Source organism: Streptomyces sp. NPDC090499, from assembly GCF_044769305.1.
Classification (GTDB): domain Bacteria; phylum Actinomycetota; class Actinomycetes; order Streptomycetales; family Streptomycetaceae; genus Streptomyces.
In genome coordinates this window covers 68,265-86,240 of the sequence record NZ_JBIVXP010000007.1, presented here as the reverse complement: position 1 = coordinate 86,240, position 17,976 = coordinate 68,265, and the positions used below count along the sequence as shown (strand labels likewise).

The following is a 17,976-nucleotide window of genomic DNA, read 5'->3' as shown; positions in this document are numbered from 1 at the left end:
TACTTCCTCGGCGGTTGGCCATCCGGGTTCCCTTCCGGAGGGGAGCCGGGAGCCCGGTCCACCTGGGCCGGCCGTCGGGGTGCGCGGCCAGCACGAGCAGCACAGTCACAACTGAACACCGACAACCGAACACAGGCAGACCCGCACAGCCACAACTTCACAGCTCGCTACGGATGAGCAGCACCGCACAGTCACACCAGCACAGTCACAAGTGAACACAGGTGATTCAGGCACCGTCCCCGGGAGGAAGGAGCGCCTCAGAAGATGTCCGGGCACCAAGGCCGCCCGGGCGCGCGCAACAGGGCGTCGGCCTCCCGGGCGGCGCCCACTCGCTCTTCCTGGACCCGTCCGAGGGCGTGCAACCGCGCCACGGACTGGTCACCGAGCCAGACGCTCGCCAGTTCGGCGATGTCGAGGGCGAGATCGGGGGTGCCGGTGGTCGGGGTGCAGGACGCCCCATCGGGGGAGGCGTCCAGCCGGAACCGGCCGCCGGCCAGCCCCTGCCGGTCCGCCACCTCCAGGACCAGCGACCCCGCCCTGTCGTACGTCCGCGCCTCCAGGGCCCGTACGACGTCCAGGATCCGCACCCACAGCCAGTCCGCCTGGCTGGTGATCCGCGCGGCCCGCGGGTCGGGCAGGTAGTGCGGCAGCAGGTCGTCGGGCGACCGCCAGCCGCTCTTCACCCGGGTGATCCAGTCGATCGAGCACAGGTAGTGCCACAGCGCGCGCTCCGCCGCCGGGGTCGTACCGAGCAGCCAGTGCACGTCGGCGGTGTCGTAGGGCTGCTTGCCCTGCCAGTTGTCGTCCGACTCGTACGACGCGATGCCCTCCACCTCGCCGGCCGCCGAGCGGTACACCGCGAAGTAGGGCTCCTTCCAGTCGGCCTCGAAGCGGACCGCGCCGGTGCGTACCTGCCACCACAGCTCGCTGCGGCTGACCGCGCCCGGGGTGCTGCGGCGGATGCGTTCGTGCAGGTCGGGGCCGAGCTTGCGGATGTCCTCGGCGTCGACGAGATCGATCCGGCCGCCGCCCTCCGGGCGCGCCCAGCGCGGGTCCAGGCCGGCCCGCGGGACCTCGACCGTCCACTCCGTCAGCGTGGTCGCCGGGCCGAAGCCGTAGCGGCCGTAGATCCGGTACTCGGCGGCGATCAGGGTCGCGACCACGTCTCCGCGCTCCTTCGCCGCGGCCAGGTCCTGGCTCATCATGCGGGTGAGCAGGCCGCGGCGGCGGTGCGTGGGGGTGACCGTGACGTTGGAGACGGCGTCGGCGGGCAGGAGGGCGCCGCCGACCGCGGTCAGCTCCTGTTCGAAGGAGCGGAACGTCGCGACGCAGCGGGGGCCGTCGAAGGCGCCCAGGAGTCGGCCTGGCACGAACTGCCTGCGCCGGGCGTCGAGTTGCTCGGCCGGAAGGGTGGGCGGGTTGAGGAAGCCGGTGGACAGGGCCCGATGCCAGTCCTGGAACTCGGGTTCGGTGATGGGGCGGACTTCGACGGCGTCAGTCATGACAGCACGGTATGCGTTCGATTCCGAGGTGCCGATTCATTTTCGGCTGCGGATGCGGGTACGGATGCGGGTGCGCGGGTGCTGGTCGCGCGGTTCCCCGAGCACCCGGAGGGGCGCTGCGCCTCACGTCAGCAGATCGTCGACCTGCGCCTCGCCCTCCCGGTACCTGCGGGTGATCTCGCCGCTGGAGTCGTCGGCCGTCCGCTGCAGCCGCTGCCTTCGCCGCGACACCTCCTGCTCGTAGCGGACCAGGCGGCCCATCGCCGTGTTCAGCTCGGTGTCCGTGCGGGCCTCCAGGTCGGAGAGCTCGACCTCGGCCAGCATGTCGGCCGCCAGCCTGCCGTACTCCTCGTTGTGCGGGGTGCCCAGCGTGACGTGGCGGGCCGAGGAACGGTGGCGGGCCGGGGCGTCCGTGAGGATCTCCGGGAGCCGGTCCACGACGGCGGCGGCGCCCGCCGGGGAGCGGCGGGCCAGTTCCGCGCGCAGGATGTCGATACGGCCCTGCAGCAGCCGTCGTACGTAGCTGAGGTCGGCCTCGTCGCGCTGTGCGTCCCGGCGCAGGACGCGTAGTTCGGGCAGGCTCAGGCGGCCCAGGTCGTGCTCCGGCGGCTCCGCGGGCAGCGGGATGTCCTCGCCGCGCTGTGCGGGCGGCCGGGGCAGGCTCTGCACGCTCTGCGTGCCCTGCGTCTTCAGTCGCCCGGTACTCGGTGTGCTCATACGTCTCAACCGTCCCCTCGACCGGCGTGTGGAAGCATGGTGCCACCCCAAGTGGCCGCAATGTGACCGAGTGCCCCCGAACGGCCCTAGTTGGGACGTTAAGGATCAATAATGGGCCCCTGTGATGAGCATGCGAGCACCGGGCATGATGGTGCGCATGCGAGCGGTGGTACAGCGGGTGGACGGCGCGAGCGTCGTCGTGGACGGCGAGACGGTGGGCGCGATCGAGGGCGAGGGCCTGTGCGTGCTCGTCGGGGTGACCCATGAGGACACCAAGGAGAAGGCGGCCCAACTCGCCCGGAAACTCTGGTCGATCCGCATGCTGGCGGACGAGCGGTCGTGCAGCGACACCGACGCGCCGCTGCTCGTGATCAGCCAGTTCACGCTGTACGGCGACGCCCGCAAGGGGCGCCGGCCGACCTGGAACGCGGCGGCGCCCGGCGAGATGGCGGAGCCGCTGGTGGACGAGGTGGTCGCGCAGCTGCGGTCGCTGGGGGCGACCGTGGCCACCGGGCGGTTCGGGGCCCGGATGCGGGTGTCGCTGACCAACGACGGCCCGTTCACCGTCCTGCTGGAGATGTGATTCCGCGGCGCGGCTACGGCTCGTGCTACGGCTCGACGACCACTTCCTGGGCCGCGGCCGTCTCCCCCGCCATCAGGCGGGCGTCCGCCGGGACGTTGCGCTTGACCAACGCCAGGGCCACCGGGCCCAGTTCGAAGTGGCGCACCGACGTCGTCACGACGCCGATCCTGCGGCCGTCCTCGCCCTCGTCGGCCACCCGGATCTCGGTGCCGTGCGGCGGCAGGTGCACCTCGCTGCCGTCCAGGTGGAGGAAGACCAGACGGCGCGGCGGCTTGCCGAGGTTCTGCACCCGGGCCACGGTCTCCTGGCCGCGGTAGCAGCCCTTCTGGAGGTGCACCGCGGTACCGATCCAGCCCAGCTCGTGCGGGATGGTCCGGTGGTCGGTCTCGAAGCCGAGCCGGGGCCGGTGGTGCTCGACGCGCAGCGCCTCGTAGGCGAGCAGCCCGGCGGCCGGGCCCGCCTTCTCCGCGTACGCCTCCAGGCCGGCGCGGGGCAGGAACAGGTCACGGCCGTACGCCGTCTCGCGGACGACGGTGCCGTCCGGGACCTCGGCGATCGAACCCGCCGGCAGGTGGACGACGGCGAAGTCGGCCGTACGGTCGGCGACCTCCACCCGGTAGAAGAACTTCATCGACTCCAGGTAGGCGATCAGCGCCTCCTGGGTGCCCGGCTCCACGTGCGCCCAGACGGTCGTACCGTCGTCGACCAGGTACAGCGCGTGCTCGATGTGGCCGTGCGCGGAGAGGATCAGCGCCTCGGTGGCCTCGCCGACCGGCAGCTCACTGACGTGCTGGGTGAGGAGCAGGTGCAGCCAGCTGAGGCGGTCCTCGCCGGTGACGGCCACGACCCCCCGGTGGGAGAGGTCGACGAAACCGGCGCCGTCGGCGAGGGCGCGCTGCTCGCGGAACAGGTCGCCGTAGTGCGCGGCGACGCCTTCGTCCACGCCCTCGGCGGGGACGGCGCCGGGCAGGGACAGCAGAGGGCTCTTCATATGCGTAAGCCTACGACTCGGTAATTGAACTCTGGACGGATGCGGACGCGGCGGATGCCGTCTTGGCTCTCTTCAGCGTGCAGTCCTTGCAGCGCCCGAAGATCGCGAAGTGTTTCATGTCCGTCTCGAAGCCGAAGTCGCGCCGCAGCTTGGCGGTGAACTCCGCGGCCACCGCCACGTCCGCCTCGATCACGTTCTCGCAGTCGCGGCAGACCAGGTGGATGTGGTGGTGCCGGTCGGCGAGGTGGTACGTCGGCGCACCGTGCCCGAGATGGGCATGGCTGACCAGCCCCAGCTCCTCCAGGAGCTCCAGGGTCCGGTAGACCGTCGAGATGTTGACCCCCGACGCGGTCTTCCTCACCTCACCGAGGATGTCGTCGGGGGTCGCGTGCTCAAGGGTGTCCACGGCTTCGAGCACGAGTTGCCGCTGCGGCGTCAGCCGATAGCCGCGCTGCCTGAGGTCGCTCTTCCAGTCGGTGCTCACCACACCGAAAGTCTAGAACTACTTCCGAATTCCAGAACTACTTGAAGAACGCGATGCCGTCGTCCGGCATGTCGTCGGGCAGGGCCTTGGCCCAGCGCTCGACGTCCTCCGGGGTGACGACCTTCTTCAGGTGCGCCGACATGTAGGGGCGCAGCTCGACCTCGGGGGTCTGCTTCTCGCCGACCCACATCAGGTCGCTCTTGACGTAGCCGTAGAGGCGCTTGCCACCGCTGTACGGGGCGGAGGCGGCGGTCCGGGCGACGGCGTCGGTGACCAGGTCGATCTGGGGCTTCTGGTCGGCCATCTCGCCGTACCAGATCTCGATCACGCCGTCGTCGCGGACCATCGTGACCTCGACCTTGCGGTGGGCGTCGATGCGCCAGAAGCCGGACTCGGACTCCAGCGGGCGGACCTTGTTCCCGTCGTGGTCCAGCACCCAGGTGTGGGAGTGGTACTCCAGGAAGTCCCGTCCGTCGTGGCTGAAGGTGACCTCCTGACCGAAGTTGCACTTCTCGGAGCCCGGGAAGTCGTGGACACCCGCGCCGGCCCAGCTGCCGAGCAGGAAGGCCAGCGGGACCAGGTCCCTGTGCAGGTCGGACGGAATCTCGATCATGAGTGGTGGTTCCTAGACTCGGGCTCGGACTCGTTCAGCGCTGGCCCTGGTACAGCTTCTTCACGGTCAGCCAGGCGAAGGCGACGACGCCGACGCAGACCAGGACCAGCAGGGTTTCGAAGAAGGCTTCCACGGGTGCTCCTTGAGCGAGGTCGGGCGTACGTACAAGAGCCGGGCCCAAGCTTACGCGGCCCGGGCCCGGCGCTCTTGGCGAGGTACACCCCCGCGGGGTCAGTCGAGCAGCTCGCTCTGCAGGGTCACCGTCTGCTCGAAGGGGACGGCGGGCATGCCGCCCTTGCGGGACTGGATGATCACACCGACGGTGTCGCCGGAGGCCAGGTAGGCCTGCCGGGCCTGCCGGGCGCCGTACGGCTTGAGCTCCGTGTAGGGCGCCAGCAGGACGTGCTCGATCCTGGCCGGGTCCGGGAACTTCCCGTCGAGTTCGTACTGGTCGCCGTCGCGCAGCGCGTAGGTCGGCGCCGCCTGGCTCATGAGCTTCCCGTTGAGGATCGCCTCGGCGACGGCGGCCGTGTCGAACTGGAGCAGGTAGATCCGGGTGTGCGTGCCGTCGGGGGTGGTCCAGCCGCGGGCGGTGACGTGCCGCAGGCCGTTGTCGACGAACGTCTGGCCCAGCTCCTTGCGGTCGTCCGCGGAGGCGAACTCGGCGAGGAAGTCCTTCGTCGGCAGCCAGCCGTCGGTGCCCTTGAGCGAGGCGTCGACGGTGGCGCCCTCCGGCGCCGGAAGGACCAGTTTCCGCAGGTCGGCGTAGTGGGTGCCGGCCGGGTTGCGGGTGTCGTCGTTCGGGCCGGGGCTGCCGGAGGGCAGCGGGGGCCGCACGAGGACGGGGTACGTCCAGCGGCCGTCGGAGTGCGTGGCGAGACCGGGTACGTCGGTGCGGTCGAGCCGCGTGATGCCGTACGCCGTGCCGGTCCCGACGACGCCGAAGACGGCGACGGCGGCGACCCAGCGAAGCGTGGCCCGCAGCAGCCGCCGGTCCTTCTTCACGGGCTGCACGGGTTGCACGGGCTGCGCGACGTCCGCGACCGGGACGGGGACCGGGTTCGGGTCGGCGGTCGGGTCGGCGGTCGGGTCGGCGGTCGGCTGCGTGTTCAGGTCCGTGGTCGAGTCCGTGGTCGGCTCCGCAGTCGGCTCCGGGGCCGGGTCCGCGGTCGGCTCCGGGTCCGGGTCCGCGGTCGGCTCCGGGTCCGGGTTCGTGTTGGTCTCGGTGGTCATACGGCCGCCCCCGGGTCCTTGATCCGTTCGAGCTGGGCGTGCAGCATGTCCGCCGCGCTCCTCGTGTCCAGCGGCTTGGCCGCGGTGGTCGTGGCGGAGACCAGGACGTCCCCCACGTAGCCGTAGCAGAGCATCGTGTCGAGCTTCTCGCCCGATTCGGCCGGCGACAGGAAGCACGAGGTCGAGTCCTTGTACCCCGCGATCTCCGGGCCCTTCCGGAAGATGTCCAGCGCGTCGAAGAGCTCCCGCTCGGCGTTGGCGATGGTACGGACCGTGGCCCGGTTCGCCATCTGGGCCAGCTGGATGTCCATCGTGTACTCGTCGCCCTCGCCCCCGGCGGTGTTCGCGTAGCTGCGCATCACCATGCCCTTGACCGGGTTCTTGTCGATCTGCCGGTCCAGCTCCCGGCGCTGCGTACGCGGCAGGTCCTGGATCGACTCCTTGCGCAGCGCCGTGGCCTGGGCGCCGGTGAGCCGCACGTCCGAGCCGAACCCGGCCAGGTCCGGGCCGCGCCCGTACCGGTCCTTGTCGTACGGCAGCAGCATCCCCTGGAGGCCGGTCTCCGCCGCCGCCCGCACGCTCTTGGAGTCCTTGGGCAGGCTCCAGACCGGGGCACCGGGGTCGCGGTCCGCGGAGTGCACGGTCACGACCGTGTACGCGGCACCCGCGACGACGGCCGCGGCGAGGACACCGGCGGTGACGAGGACCCCGACACGACGCCGGGACCGCGCCGCCGGGACCGCAGCGGCGGGGGCGGAGAGGGGCACGTCGGCAGCAGCCTCGGAGACCGCCGGCTCGGAGGCGGCTGATTCGGAGGCGGCCGGCTCGGAGACCACCGGCTCAGTGGCCGCCAACTCGGAGACCACCGGCTCGGGGACGGCCGGCTCAGCGGCCGCCGGCTCGGGGACCGCCGGCTCGGAGACCACCGGCTCAGTGGCCGCCAACTCGGAGACCACAGCCTCGGAGACCACCGGCTCGGGGACGGCCGGCTCAGCGGCCGCCGGCTCGGGGGCCGCCGGCTCGGAGACCACCGGCTCGAAGACCACCGGCTCGAAGACCACCGGCTCAGCGGCCGCCAGCTCGGAGACCACCGGCTCGAAGACCACCGGCTCAGCGGCCGCCAGCTCGGAGACCACCGGCTCGGAGACCACCGGCTCAGCGGCCGCCAGCTTGGAGACCACAGCCTCGGAGACCACCGGCTCGGGGACGGCCGGCTCAGCGGCCGCCGGCTCGGGGGCGGCCGTTTCCGGCGCCGTGGTTTCCGGGTTCACGGATTGCTCGCTCACAGCCGCTCCATCTGCCGCTTCGCCAGATCCATGATCTTCGCCTTCGGGATCGGCTTCGTGTCGTAGACCCAGATCTCCATGGCGATGTCACCGCGCCAGGCATGTGCCTCGGCCGAGTACATGTCCAGGTAGCCCGGCTTGCTGTCGGGCTTGTGGTGGACGTACGCCATGCCGTCGCCGGTGCCGGGGACCGGCCAGCTCTCGGTGTCCTGGGCCCCCGAGTCGGCCCAGTAGTACGCGTCCGCCGCCGCGTCCGCGGCCGTCGAGCTGGTCTCCTCCTGGCGGTACTGGATCAGCCGGACCTCGACGCTGTAGGTGCTGCCCTCCCGCCAGGTGGTGGCGGCCACCCGCCGGAATTCGTCCTCCGCGATCAGGGAGCGGAAGGCCCCGGCCGGCTCGTCGAAAGTCTCCGCGTACTCGGCCAGGCCCATCCAGCCGTCGGTCCCCACCGTGTACAGCCCCTTGCGCGCCCCGCTCGGCTTCTTCAGCAGCAGCTTGCGCAGGTCGCCGTCGACCTTGACCTTCCGGTCCTCGGCGGCCGACAGCGGCTCCGGACCGGCGCCCTTCACCTGCGCGATCGACGCCTGCGAGAGGGACGGCAGGGCGGTGGGCGCACGGTCGGCCTGGACGAGGTAGCCGACGCAGGTGCCGGCCACGACGCCGAGCACGGCGGCACCGGCGATCAGCACGGCGGTACGGCGGGCCCTGCGCCCACGTCCGGGCGAGGCTTCCGCAGGCAGTTCCGGCGCTGTTTCCTGTGGTGCCTCTGGCCGAGGTTCCGGCGGTGTATCTGGTACGTCCATTTCATCCCCCTGTGCACAAACGGGAACGCGGATTCCTCAATCCGCGCGCCACAGGAGACTCATGGTCCGCTCAATGAGTTGTACAAGGATTAATTACGATCAGGACACCGCCGCGAGCCAGCCGGTCGCCCCCGCCGCCGCCAAGAGCACCAGGTTGAGGGCCACTTGGTGGTCCCCCATCCTCAGGTGGACCCGGATCGCGCCGATTTGGAGCACGACGAACCCGACGGCGGCGGCCAGGCCCAGCCAGGGCGCGACGCCGGTCAGTCGCGGGAGGACGAGGCCGGCCGCGCCGAGGATCTCGACACCCCCGATCGCCCGCACGGCCGGCATCGGCGTGCTGTCCACCCACGCCATCATCGGCAGCAGCCGCTCCCTGCTCGCCACGGCCTTCAGCCCGCCCCCGTAGAGGTAGAAGAGGGCGAGCAGACCGGCCACGGTCCAGTACGCGGCGCTCATGACGCACCGGCTGGCTCGGTGGCGTAACGGCTCATGATCTCGGCGCTCGCCCGCGGGTCCGGCGCCCTGCCGGTGGCGAACAGGTCCCGCAGGTCCCGGAAGTACTGCACGTACAGGTCGGGCGTGAACGTGCTGAGCATGACGGCCGGTTCGCCGGTGACGTTGGCGAAGGCGTGCGGGGCGCCGGGCGGCACCATGACGAGCGTCCCGGCCGTGGCGTCGTACTCCGTGTCCCCGACGGTGAAGCGCACCGAGCCGGAGATCACGTAGAACCCCTCGTCGTGCTGCGCGTGCCGGTGCTGTGGCGGGCCGGGGGTGTGCGGCGCGAGGACGGACTCGGCGAGGCCGAGGCGGTGACCGGTGGTACGGCCGTCCTCCAGGACGCGCATCCGGGTGGTGCCGAGCATCAGCACCTCGCCGTCGCCGGGGCCGACGACGGATACCGCGGGATGGTCGTTGCTGTCATGGGTCGTCATGCCCCGATTCGACGGCCGGGGCGGTCCGGCTGTCCAAGACCTGTTCCGGCGACCCGATACCCGATCGGTATCGTTGCTGCATGGAGCGGATGGAGTGGATGGAGCGGATGGACCGCGTTGAGCGCGTTGAGCTGCGCACGCTGCGCTATTTCGTGGCGGTCGCCGAGGAACTCCACTTCGGACGGGCCGCCGCCCGGCTCCACATGAGCCAGCCCCCGCTGAGCCGGGCGATCAAGGCGCTGGAGACCGAGATCGGCGCACTGCTGTTCGAGCGGTCACCGGCGGGGGTCGCCCTGACCCCGGTGGGGGCGGTCCTGCTGGACGAGGCCCGCGCGCTCCTCGACCGGGCCGACCGGCTGCGCGTACGGGTCGCCGCGGCGGCGGGGGCCGGGGTGCTCACCGTCGGCCTCCTGGGCGACAGCACGGATCCGGGCGTACGGCGCCTGGCCCGCGCCTACCGCGAACGCCACCCGGACGTCGAGATCCGCATCCGCGAGACCGACCTGACGGACCCCACGTGCGGGTTGCACGCCGGTGCCGTCGACGTCGCCCTCACCCGCGCGCCGTTCGACGAAACGGGGCTGGTGGTGCGGGAGTTGCGGGCCGATCCGGTCGGGGCACTGCTCCGTGCCGACGATCCGCTGGCCGGCCGGGAGAGCCTGGAGCTGGCCGACCTCGCCGAGCGGCGGTGGTTCCGGTTCCCTGACGGCACCGACGGGCTGTGGCAGTCGTACTGGAACGGCGGGGAGGCGCGGGAGGGGCCGGTCGTGCGGGCCGTCCAGGAGTGCCGGCAGGCGGTGCTCTGGAACGGCACGGTGGGCATGACACTGGCCGGCCACGACCCGGGAGCCGGGCTCACCGTCGTACCGGTCGCCGACATGCCGCCGAGCCGGGTGGTGGTGGCGTGGGCCGAGGGGGACGGGAACCCGCTGCTGCGGTCGTTCGTGCGGGTGGCGGTCGCGGCCTACCGGTGATCAGAGGAACACGCGGGCGATCTCCAGCCACTTCCGCGCGTCCTCGCCCACCGCGGTGAGGCCGGTCTCGGCGAGGGACCTGCGGTGCGTGACCCGGAGGCAGAAGTCGAGGGCGCTGCCCCCGACCCGCTGCGCGGCGTCCTCGGGGCCCCATGCCCAGGTCCGGCCGTCGGGACCGGTCAGCTCTACCCGGAACGGCTCGGCGGGGAGGGGCAGTTGGGCGGCGTAGAAGGACAGTTCGCGTCCGATCACGCCCAGTGCGGCCACGTGCCGGAGGCGGCCCGTCGCGGGGTGCGGCACGCCCAGGGTGTCGTGGACGTCCTGGCCGTGCGCCCAGGTCTCCATGAGGCGGAGCGGGACCATGAGGGATGCGGTCAGCTGTGAGCCGTACCAGGGGAAGCCGTGGTCCGGTGGTATGTCACACAGCACCGCCGCCACCTCGGCCCGCCCGGCCCGCCACTCCTTGAGCAACGCCGACCGGGGCCTGGCCGCGCCCTCGGCCGCGTCGAGATCGGCGTCGTTGCCGGCCGCGTCGAACGCGTCGGGGGTCCGCAGGGCGACGAGGACGTTCGCGTCGGCCGCCGCCAGGTGGGCGATCTGGTGGGCGATCGTCCAGCCCGCCGCCGGCGTGGGGAGCGACCAGTCCTCCTGCGCCGACACCAGCGCGTCGAGCGCGTCGCCTTCGGCGACCAGGCCGGGCAGGGCGAGGTCGCGATCCAGTCCGGACGTGTCGAGGCCGTAGTCCAGCATCAGCGCCCGACCCGCTCGGCCCCGCCGCCGAAGGCCGCCCGTGCGGAGGCTTCGAAGGCGCCGCCCGTGTCGCTGTAACTGCTCCTGCGCCACGAGACGTTGCTCGGGTCGATGACTCGCACGGCATTCCTCCGACATCCGCAAGATGAACGTGCGTGACGTGACGGGGTTGAGCGCCAGGTCACGCACGGCGTCACAAGTGCGACGCAGCCGCTCAACCGGGCTTGTTTCTTAGGCCAGTTCACCCCATACGTCGTTTTCAACGTAGACCACAGTACCCCTCCAGCAGGTGCTCCGACTGCTTGCGCCGCTGTCGGGGATCGCGTGGCGCATTGCGCAGCACCGCTTCGAAGAGGACGACGCGAAACGGCACCCGCACCCCTCCCCGACCCTCGTGGAATGTGTGGAATCAGCGCCGCCAGACGGGGAAGAACCGGTCCTTCTCGGCGCGCCGACCCCACCTCATGGCCATCCTCGTAGCAGCCTCGACACGCAGAGTAGTCCAACTCTCGCATTTCGTATAGATGTTGGACAAAAGGAGCAAATGCCATGGAGCCCGGAACCCTGCTCTACGACACCGCCACCGACCAGGTCGGCGAGTACCGGGACCAGTCGGGGCCTTACGCGATGCTGCGGCCCGTGGGGGGAGGGAGAGAGTGGCAGGCCCATCCGTCGACGCTGCGGCCCGCCACCGACAGAGAGCGGCTCAGTGCCGGGGTGCGGGCGGCGAACGACCGCACCTGGGCCGTACCGCCGGACCCCGAGGACCTCAGCCGCCCGCCGTGGCCCGTGCCCGGCTGCGCCGAGTGCACGCACCTCGACGACCGGCGGGAGACCGCGCGCGCCGTCCACGACCACAGCGCGGCGACCGACGCGAACCTGCTGCTGCGGCAGCACCAGCGGGCGGAGCACCCGTGACCCGGCGCGCTTTCGCGACTTGCCCGGCACTCACCCCGACGTGATCGCCCGTGCCGTGCGGGCGGCCTTCTCCTCCGTGTCGGCGAGAGTCCCGCTGCCCACGCCGAACAGGCCCTGCCGGAGGAACACGGCGAGGCCGTGTGCCGCACCGGCGACGCGGAGCAGCAGGTCGTAGGCGTCGTCCGGGTCCGGGGCCAGCCGGCGGGCGACGGGCAGCAGGAGCCCCGTCAGTTCGTCGCCGGCCGAGGCCAACTCGGCGAACCGGGACTTGTCGAGGCCCGCGTGGAAGGTGATGTCGAACAGGGCCGGTTCCTCGGCGGCGAACCGGACGTAGGCGGCGGCGAACGCCGCGAGCTGCTGCACGGGGTCCTCGCTGCCGCCCAGCGCGCGGGCGAAGCGGTCGTACTGCTCGCGGTACCCCGTCGTGGCGAGTTCGGCCAGCAGGGTCTCGCGGTCGGCGAAGTGCTTGTAGGGCGCCGCGACGCTCACGCCCGCCCGGCGGCTCGCCTCGGCCAGCGTGAAGCCGTGCGGGCCCTTCTCGCCGACCAGTTCGAGGGCCGCGCGCAGCAGGGCGTTGCGCAGGTCTCCGTGGTGGCGGCCGGTGGAGCGGCGCTTGGCGGGAGAGCTCATGACGCTAAGGTTAACACCACTTACCAGGTAAACGTCATTAACCAGTGCCGTCTGCCCAGTGCCGTCGCCCGGCGCTGCCGACCATGGGAGCCGCCATGCCCTCCGCCCGTTTCCACCACGTCAGCCTCTCCGTCGCCGACCTCACCGCCCAGGAAACCTGGTACGGCAGCGCCTTCGGGCTCACCCACGTGGACGAACGCCTGGAGCTGCCCGAGGCGGGCGTCCGCACCGTCGTCCTCAGCGACGGGGACGGTCTGCGCGTGGAGTTCGTCGAGCGGCCCGGATCGAGCCCGACCGCACCCGCCGACCCCTTCGCCGCCACCGCCGTGCAGACCTTCACCCACCTCGCCCTTCAGGTCCCGGACCTCGACACCGCGTTCGCCCGGCTGACCGGCGAGTGCGCCGCGGCTCCGGTCTCGCCGCCCGCACCCGGCGTCAGCGCCGGCATGCGGTACGCATACGTCGCCGATCCGGAGGGCAACCTCCTCGAACTGATCCAGACTTCACACACGAGTCCGCGCTAGTACTCCAGCAGGAGTACCAGCGCCGGGTGGCGCCGCCGTCGACGAGGAGTTCCGCGATCGGCGAAGCGGTCCGCTACGCCGTCACCCGGCCCGCCGAAGTCGGCGTCGACAAACTCGTCGTCCGGCCTACGGCCCAGGGCTGAGCAGCAGGGCTCAAGGGCTCATACGGGCGCGGTAGTGCCCCGGACGACCAGCCGCGGCGCGACCACGTCCTCGCGGCCCGGAGGCACACCGCCGTCCAGGCGGGCCGCCACGGCCGCGACGGCGAGTTCGGCGAGCCGCGAGGTGTCCTGGGCCACCGTCGTGAGGTCGATGTGGGGCAGGCGGGCCACGCGGCTGTCGTCGAAGCCGACCACGGAGATCTCGCCCGGGACCGGGACGCCCGCACGGAAGAGCGCGCTGAGCAGGCCGGTGGCGCAGGCGTCGTTGAAGGCGAGGACGGCGGTGGGCCACGGGGTGGCGTCCACGATGGCGCGGGCGGCCGCCGCCCCGTCCTGCTCGGTGAGGCCGCCGGGCAGGATGCGCACCCGGTCGCCCAGGCCGTGGCCGGTCATCGCGGCGCGGTAGCCGCGGCGGCGCTCGGCCGCGCCCGGCGCCCGGCCGCCGTCGATGTGGAGGATGTCGCGGTGACCGAGGGCCACGAGGTGGTCGACGGCCTGACGGGCGCCCTCGTCGTCGGCGGTGCGGACCACGTGCACGCCGGGGACGGCCGGGCGCAGGCGGCGCGCCACGGAGGCCACCGGCAGCAGGGCGGCGAGTTCGGCCAGGCGGTCGGGCGGAGCCTTCGGGCCCAGCAGAACCAGCGCCTCGCAGCGGTCGCCCAGCAGCGGCTCGACGGCCTGGCGCTCGCTGCGGCTGGCCGCGACCGCGCTGAGGGCGAGCTGATAGCCGGCCACCTCGGCCGCGGAGTAGAGGCGCTCCACCAGGTCGGCGTGGAAGGGTTCCTGGATCTCGAACTGCACGCCGATGAGCCGGGTGCGGTTGCTGCGGAGCAGGCGGGCGCGGGAGTCGGGGCGGTATCCGATCTCCTGGGCGGCCGTCATCACGCGTTCGCGGGTGGCGGTGCTCGCGCCCTTCGCGCCGCGCATCACGATCGACACCAGCGCCGTGGAGACACCGGCGCGGGCGGCGACGTCGGCGAGGGTCGGCCGACGGCCGTCGGGAACCGCGGGGGTCGGTGGCACGGCAGCCTCCCTGGTCGTGTGGGTGGACAGCGGATCACGCGATCGTAGAGGAGGGAGCGAAGCCTCAGGCCAGGGTCACTGCAACGTTCTAGGCCTGGAGCGGCCCATGTCTTGACATAGCCGCCGCGGGCTGGCGTACTGACGGCAGCTTTCTAGAACGTTCTAGAGGGAGTCGATCGGAGACTTGCTGGAACGTTCTAGGCAGCGATCCGAGACTGACTGCAACGTTCTAGGCCGCGTGCGGTGACCGTCTGGAACGTTCCAGGCCTCGCCCGGTGACCGTCTGCAACGTTCCAGGTGGCGGCCCGCGACCCGAGAACCCTGAAGGGGCGAATGACCATGTTCACCCTGGCGGTCTGTGCCGAGATGGTCTTCCGGGACCTGCCCGTCGACGAGCGGGCGCGGCGGCTGCACGACGCGGGGTTCCAGGTCGAGATCTGGGACTGGACCCGGCATGACCTCGACGCGCTGGCCCGCACCCCGGCCGAGTTCGGCTCGATGACCGGGTATGTGCGGGGCAACCTCACGGACCCGGACGGCGTGGCCGAACTGCTGCGCACCGCACGGGAGTCGATCGACGCGGCCGACCGGCTCGGCTGCCCGCGCCTCAACCTGCACGGCACCGGCCTGGACGGGGACGGGCTGCCCGTGGACCCGGTCAAGGGCGAGCCGGCACCGGCGATGTGGGCCGCCGCCCGGGACACGCTCACCCGGGTCGCCGAGCTGGGCGAGCGGGCCGGTGTCGTCTTCACGCTGGAGAACCTCAACACGGCCGTCGACCACCCCGGTGTGCCGTTCGCGAAGGCCGCCGACACCCTGGCCCTGGTCGCCGCCGTGGACCGGCCGGGCCTGCGGATGAACCTGGACCTCTACCACGCGCAGATCGGCGAGGGGAACCTGATCGAGCTGGTCCGCAGGGCGCACGGCGCGGGTCTGATCGGCGAGATCCAGGTGGCCGACGTGCCCGGCCGCCGCGAACCCGGCACCGGCGAGATCAACTACCCGGCGGTCGCCCGCGCCCTGGCCGGCCTCGGCTACGACGGCACGGTCGCGATGGAGGCCTGGGCGAGCGAGGACAGCGAGAGCGCGCTCCGCCGGTTCCGCACCGCGTTCACTCCGTGACCCGGGCCCGCCCCTGCGGCAGTGCGATCCGCCAGGGCCGGAGCTTCTCCGGGTTCCGTACCGCCCAGATGTGCCTGATCCGGTCGCCCGCGATCTCGAAGGCGAAGACGGTCGCGACCGCGCCGTCCTGCTGGGCGACCAGGCCGGGCAGGCCGTTGACCGTGCACTCCACGAACGTCGTACGGTGGCCCGCCACGCGCGCGATCTCGGCGTAGGCGCGGGCGATCCGTGCACCGCCCACGATCGGGTCCAGGTGGGTGGCGGCCAGCCCGCCGCCGTCGGCGGTGGCGGTGGCGTCGGGGTCGAGCAGGCCGACCAGGGCGTCGATGTCCTTGGCCTCCCACGCCGTCCGGAACCGCCGGACGATGCCGGCCTGCCCGGTGCTCGGGCCCGCGGGGGGCTGCGCGGTGCGGATGCGGCGGCGGGCGGAGGAGGCCAGCTGACGGCAGGCCGCCGGGGTGCGGCCGACGATCTCGGCGACCTCGCCGAACGGGTAGCGGAAGACGTCGTGCAGGACGAACGCGACCCGCTCGGCCGGGGTCATCGCGTCGAGGACGACGAGGAAGGCCATGGTCACCGACTCGTCGAGGGTGATCCGGTCGGCCGGGTCGGCCCCGCCGGAGCGCGCGGTGAGCCACTCCGCGGGTTCGGGCAGCGGTTCCGGGATCCAGTCGCCCACGTACGTCTCCCGCCTGGCCCGCGCCGAGCCGAGCAGGTTGAGGCAGATGCGGCTGGCGACCGTCGTCAGCCAGGCGCCGGGCGACTCGACGGCCTGCCGGCCGGGGGCGGACATGGCGTACCAGCGGGCGTAGGTCTCCTGCACGACGTCCTCGGCGTCGGCGAGGGACCCGAGCAGCCGGTAGGCGAGGTTGACCAGCTGACGCCGCTCGCTCATGACCGCGTCGAGACCCGGATCGCTCTGCACGTCCCGCGCACCCTGCTCGTCCTGCACACCCTGCTCGTCCTGCACACCCTGCTCGTCCTGTTCACCTCGTTCACCCTGCCCGCCCTGCCCGTCCTGCCCGGCTCCCGTGGTCATGGTCGCCCGTCCCCCTCGCTCGCCCGTGTGGCTGTGCCTCTACCCGTACGACAGAGCAGCGCACCGGAATGTGAGGCCGACGGGCCGCCTCACATTCGGCGGGGCTGCGTTGTCGTACCGGTGAGGTCGACGCCGGTACGTCGACGGAGAGGGGACTTTGATGAACGACTTCCAGGACATCGCGGACCGCGTCGGGACCGGGGCACCGCGCGGCGGGTTCGCCGACCCGGCACCGGCCGAACGGCTGGAGCGGACGGCCGCCGCGCTGCGTGCCAACGGCTTCGCCGCGGAGATCCTGGCCGACACCGCGGCCGCGCGCGCCCGCGTCCGGGAGCTGCTTCCCGTGGGTGCCACCGTGTTCACCGGGGCCAGCGAGACGCTCCGGCTGTCCGGCATCGACGAGGACATCAACACCGGCGGCCGGTACGACGCCGTCAGGCCGCGCGTCCTGGCCATCGACCGGGCCACCGGCGCCGACGAGATCCGCAGGCTGCTCGCCAGTCCCGACTACGTCGTCAACAGCGTCGCCGCGGTCACCGAGACCGGCTCGCTCGTCCTCGCCTCGGGCAGCGGCAGCCAGCTGCCCGCCAACGCCGGCGGGGCCGCGCACGCGGTCTGGATCGTCGGCGCGCAGAAGGTGGTGCCCGACCTGAGTACAGCGCTGCGCCGGGTCGGGGAACACGCCCTCCCGCTGGAGGACGCCCGCGCCCGGGAGGTGTACGGATCGCCCAGTGCCGTCAACCGGCTGCTCGTCCTCAACGCGGAGCCCCGCCCCGGGCGGGGCACGGTGCTGCTGCTCAGGGAGGCCGTCGGATACTGACGGCGGTGGTTACGCTTCCGGCATGGCGAAGAAGCTGGTGATCAAGGTGACGGCGGGGGCGGACGCCCCTGAGCGGTGCTCGCAGGCGTTCACGGTGGCGGCGGTGGCCGTGGCGAGCGGCGTCGAGGTGTCGATGTGGCTGACCGGGGAGTCCGCGTGGTTCGCCCTGCCGGGCCGGGCCGCCGAGTTCGAACTCCCGCACGCGGCCCCGCTCCCCGACCTGATCGACTCGATCCTGGCCGGCGGCACCCTCACGCTGTGCACCCAGTGCGCGGCCCGCCGGGACATCACGGAGAAGGACGTCATCGACGGCGTACGGATCGCGGGGGCGCAGGTCTTCGTGCAGGAGGCGATGGCCGAGGAGACCCAGGCGCTCGTCTACTGACGTCGCTTCTTGCCGTCCAGTTCGTCCCACCACTCGTCCGACTGCGGATCGCCGGAGGGGTCGTCCCACCAGCGGTCGTCGGGGCCGCGACGGTTCGCGACCATCGCGGCGACCGGGGGGATGACCATGGCCACCACACACATCCCCACGGCGGCGGGGACGGACCAGATGCGTACGACACCCCAGGCCAGGACGAAGAGCCCGATACAGGTCCCCATCATGGCGAAGTACACGCGACGGCGCCTTGCCAGCATGCATCCAGGGTAGGTCGGCCGCGGGCGTAGGGCGCGGGGCAGGCGGCGGGCGCGGGGCAGGCGGCGGGCGCGGGGCAGGCGGCGGGCGCGGGACGGGCGGCGGGCGCGGGGCAGGCGGCGGGCGCGGGACGGGCGGCGGGCGCGGGACGGGCGGCGGGCGCGGGACGGGCGGCGGGCGCGGGACGGGCGGCGGGCGCGGGACGGGCGGCGGGCGCGGGACGGGCGGCGG

General features: G+C 72.4%; 23 protein-coding genes. 7 read left to right on the top strand and 16 right to left on the bottom strand.

Going from position 1 to position 17,976, the window contains the following annotated elements; translation table 11 throughout:
- Positions 1-257 precede the first annotated feature (257 nt).
- Together ACIQVL_RS25685 and ACIQVL_RS25680 are read right to left on the bottom strand one after the other, a co-directional pair.
- Entirely contained in the window at positions 258-1,502 is a 1,245-nt protein-coding gene (locus ACIQVL_RS25685; protein WP_403426430.1) for a GNAT family N-acetyltransferase, read from the bottom strand.
- A 123-nt stretch (positions 1,503-1,625) separates the two neighbouring features.
- Entirely contained in the window at positions 1,626-2,219 is a 594-nt protein-coding gene (locus ACIQVL_RS25680) for an aerial mycelium formation protein (RefSeq protein ID WP_403426428.1), read from the bottom strand.
- 157 nt (positions 2,220-2,376) lie between these two features.
- On the opposite strand from ACIQVL_RS25680, the gene dtd reads away from it, so the two are divergent.
- Positions 2,377-2,802, top strand: a complete 426-nt coding sequence (gene dtd / locus ACIQVL_RS25675) for a D-aminoacyl-tRNA deacylase (RefSeq protein ID WP_403426426.1) — start codon at positions 2,377-2,379, stop codon at positions 2,800-2,802.
- Between the two features lie 25 nt (positions 2,803-2,827).
- On the opposite strand, the gene ACIQVL_RS25670 is transcribed toward dtd, so the two are convergent.
- The 8 genes from ACIQVL_RS25670 to ACIQVL_RS25635 all read right to left on the bottom strand — a co-directional run bounded on the left by ACIQVL_RS25670 (position 2,828) and on the right by ACIQVL_RS25635 (position 9,147).
- Positions 2,828-3,793, bottom strand: a complete 966-nt coding sequence (locus tag ACIQVL_RS25670) for a YgfZ/GcvT domain-containing protein (protein WP_403426424.1) — start codon at positions 3,791-3,793, stop codon at positions 2,828-2,830.
- A gap of 10 nt (positions 3,794-3,803) precedes the next feature.
- Positions 3,804-4,280, bottom strand: a complete 477-nt coding sequence (locus ACIQVL_RS25665) for a Fur family transcriptional regulator (RefSeq protein ID WP_403426422.1) — start codon at positions 4,278-4,280, stop codon at positions 3,804-3,806.
- A gap of 34 nt (positions 4,281-4,314) precedes the next feature.
- Positions 4,315-4,890 (bottom strand): FABP family protein, encoded by a 576-nt coding sequence (locus ACIQVL_RS25660; protein ID WP_390042280.1) that lies wholly within the window; start codon positions 4,888-4,890, stop codon positions 4,315-4,317.
- A 231-nt stretch (positions 4,891-5,121) separates the two neighbouring features.
- On the bottom strand, positions 5,122-6,123 hold the full coding sequence (locus ACIQVL_RS25655; protein ID WP_403476446.1) for a hypothetical protein: 1,002 nt from the start codon (positions 6,121-6,123) through the stop codon (positions 5,122-5,124).
- Positions 6,120-7,409 carry a hypothetical protein gene (locus tag ACIQVL_RS25650; protein WP_403476445.1) on the bottom strand — a complete coding sequence of 430 codons (1,290 nt, stop codon included), beginning with the start codon at positions 7,407-7,409 and terminating at the stop codon, positions 6,120-6,122. Before ACIQVL_RS25650 ends, ACIQVL_RS25655 begins: the two co-directional genes overlap by 4 nt.
- Positions 7,406-8,098 carry a hypothetical protein gene (locus tag ACIQVL_RS25645; protein WP_403476444.1) on the bottom strand — a complete coding sequence of 231 codons (693 nt, stop codon included), beginning with the start codon at positions 8,096-8,098 and terminating at the stop codon, positions 7,406-7,408. The genes ACIQVL_RS25650 and ACIQVL_RS25645 overlap by 4 nt, the downstream gene beginning before the upstream one ends.
- Before the next feature lie 213 nt (positions 8,099-8,311).
- Complete coding sequence (locus ACIQVL_RS25640) at positions 8,312-8,671, bottom strand: DoxX family protein (protein WP_403476443.1); 360 nt, start codon at positions 8,669-8,671, stop codon at positions 8,312-8,314.
- Positions 8,668-9,147 carry a cupin domain-containing protein gene (locus tag ACIQVL_RS25635; protein ID WP_403426413.1) on the bottom strand — a complete coding sequence of 160 codons (480 nt, stop codon included), beginning with the start codon at positions 9,145-9,147 and terminating at the stop codon, positions 8,668-8,670. The genes ACIQVL_RS25640 and ACIQVL_RS25635 overlap by 4 nt, the downstream gene beginning before the upstream one ends.
- Before the next feature lie 80 nt (positions 9,148-9,227).
- Between ACIQVL_RS25635 and ACIQVL_RS25630 the strand changes: the two genes are divergently transcribed.
- Positions 9,228-10,121 carry a LysR substrate-binding domain-containing protein gene (locus ACIQVL_RS25630; protein ID WP_403476442.1) on the top strand — a complete coding sequence of 298 codons (894 nt, stop codon included), beginning with the start codon at positions 9,228-9,230 and terminating at the stop codon, positions 10,119-10,121.
- Here ACIQVL_RS25630 and ACIQVL_RS25625 read toward each other — a convergent pair whose 3' ends face one another.
- Both ACIQVL_RS25625 and ACIQVL_RS25620 read right to left on the bottom strand, forming a co-directional pair.
- Entirely contained in the window at positions 10,122-10,871 is a 750-nt protein-coding gene (locus tag ACIQVL_RS25625) for a maleylpyruvate isomerase family mycothiol-dependent enzyme (RefSeq protein WP_403427236.1), read from the bottom strand.
- On the bottom strand, positions 10,871-10,993 hold the full coding sequence (locus tag ACIQVL_RS25620) for a hypothetical protein (protein WP_403476441.1): 123 nt from the start codon (positions 10,991-10,993) through the stop codon (positions 10,871-10,873). The genes ACIQVL_RS25625 and ACIQVL_RS25620 overlap by 1 nt, the downstream gene beginning before the upstream one ends.
- Positions 10,994-11,420: 427 nt before the next feature.
- Between ACIQVL_RS25620 and ACIQVL_RS25615 the strand changes: the two genes are divergently transcribed.
- Positions 11,421-11,789 (top strand): hypothetical protein, encoded by a 369-nt coding sequence (locus tag ACIQVL_RS25615; protein ID WP_403426408.1) that lies wholly within the window; start codon positions 11,421-11,423, stop codon positions 11,787-11,789.
- A gap of 30 nt (positions 11,790-11,819) precedes the next feature.
- Here ACIQVL_RS25615 and ACIQVL_RS25610 read toward each other — a convergent pair whose 3' ends face one another.
- Positions 11,820-12,419, bottom strand: a complete 600-nt coding sequence (locus ACIQVL_RS25610; protein WP_403476440.1) for a TetR/AcrR family transcriptional regulator — start codon at positions 12,417-12,419, stop codon at positions 11,820-11,822.
- Positions 12,420-12,514: 95 nt separating this feature from the next.
- Here ACIQVL_RS25610 and ACIQVL_RS25605 point away from each other — a divergent pair, with 95 nt between their 5' ends.
- Entirely contained in the window at positions 12,515-12,943 is a 429-nt protein-coding gene (locus ACIQVL_RS25605; RefSeq protein ID WP_403476439.1) for a VOC family protein, read from the top strand.
- A 161-nt stretch (positions 12,944-13,104) separates the two neighbouring features.
- On the opposite strand, the gene ACIQVL_RS25600 is transcribed toward ACIQVL_RS25605, so the two are convergent.
- Entirely contained in the window at positions 13,105-14,127 is a 1,023-nt protein-coding gene (locus ACIQVL_RS25600; protein WP_403476438.1) for a LacI family DNA-binding transcriptional regulator, read from the bottom strand.
- A 333-nt stretch (positions 14,128-14,460) separates the two neighbouring features.
- Between ACIQVL_RS25600 and ACIQVL_RS25595 the strand changes: the two genes are divergently transcribed.
- Complete coding sequence (locus ACIQVL_RS25595; protein WP_403476437.1) at positions 14,461-15,249, top strand: TIM barrel protein; 789 nt, start codon at positions 14,461-14,463, stop codon at positions 15,247-15,249.
- On the opposite strand, the gene sigJ is transcribed toward ACIQVL_RS25595, so the two are convergent.
- On the bottom strand, positions 15,239-16,144 hold the full coding sequence (sigJ, locus tag ACIQVL_RS25590) for an RNA polymerase sigma factor SigJ (protein WP_403427235.1): 906 nt from the start codon (positions 16,142-16,144) through the stop codon (positions 15,239-15,241). The two genes, ACIQVL_RS25595 and sigJ, sit on opposite strands and share 11 nt — an antisense overlap.
- 304 nt (positions 16,145-16,448) lie before the next feature.
- Between sigJ and ACIQVL_RS25585 the strand changes: the two genes are divergently transcribed.
- Complete coding sequence (locus ACIQVL_RS25585) at positions 16,449-17,108, top strand: LUD domain-containing protein (protein WP_403426398.1); 660 nt, start codon at positions 16,449-16,451, stop codon at positions 17,106-17,108.
- 22 nt (positions 17,109-17,130) lie between these two features.
- Positions 17,131-17,493 (top strand): DsrE family protein, encoded by a 363-nt coding sequence (locus ACIQVL_RS25580; protein ID WP_403426396.1) that lies wholly within the window; start codon positions 17,131-17,133, stop codon positions 17,491-17,493.
- On the opposite strand, the gene ACIQVL_RS25575 is transcribed toward ACIQVL_RS25580, so the two are convergent.
- Positions 17,487-17,747: a DUF3099 domain-containing protein gene (locus ACIQVL_RS25575; RefSeq protein WP_391376873.1), complete on the bottom strand. Its 261-nt coding sequence runs from the start codon at positions 17,745-17,747 to the stop codon at positions 17,487-17,489. The genes ACIQVL_RS25580 and ACIQVL_RS25575 overlap by 7 nt on opposite strands.
- Positions 17,748-17,976: the final 229 nt, after the last annotated feature.